We start from the raw sequence: 576 nt of genomic DNA, 5'->3' as shown, positions 1-576 counted from the left end.
TGAACCCGAACGCGGCGCTCAGATGGTCGACCAAGTAATGCGGCTCGACCCGAACTACCCGATGTGGACGTCCAACTTCTTCGCCCCTGCCTATTTTATGGCCGGCCGATATGAGGACGCGTTGAAGATGCTGGAGCGCATGACGCCTAACAACTACGACAAGTGGAAGTGGGTGGTGCTTAGCAGCTCCCTTGCGGCTCTGGGTCGAATGGATGAGGCGAATGCTTCGGTTAGGGAAACTCTCAAGCAGTACCCGGACCTGACCGTCGAGAGCATGATTAATGAAGTGGGCTTGAGCACTAAAGAGCGCAGCCGGTTTATTGAAACAATGCCGCTCGCCGGCTTTCCGGCTTGCGCCAAGCCCGAGGCGCTGGCGAAACTCGCCAAACCTGTGCGATTGTCGGAATGCGAGGCGGGGGAGGCGAAGCCTCTCGGGCAGCCATAGAACACCCCTGTGCAAAGAAAGGCGAGGGCCGCTGCTCGCCAGCGCGCGAACGGCGCGCGTTGCCAGGAACGACCGCTGTGCATCGAAAGCGACAGTTCACTGGCCAAACGATGAATGGCGGCAAGTGGCGC

General features: G+C 59.7%; 1 protein-coding gene. It reads left to right on the top strand.

Annotated elements, in window-relative coordinates:
• On the top strand, nucleotides 1-445 hold a 445-nt coding region (locus NKI70_RS33920), incomplete at its 5' end, for a tetratricopeptide repeat protein (protein WP_502898958.1).
• Nucleotides 446-576: the final 131 nt, after the last annotated feature.

This window comes from Mesorhizobium sp. M0500, assembly GCF_040321165.1.
Taxonomy (GTDB): Bacteria; Pseudomonadota; Alphaproteobacteria; order Rhizobiales; family Rhizobiaceae; genus Mesorhizobium.
Note: the sequence above shows the minus strand (reverse complement) of the source record. Positions and strands in the feature narration are given on the sequence as shown.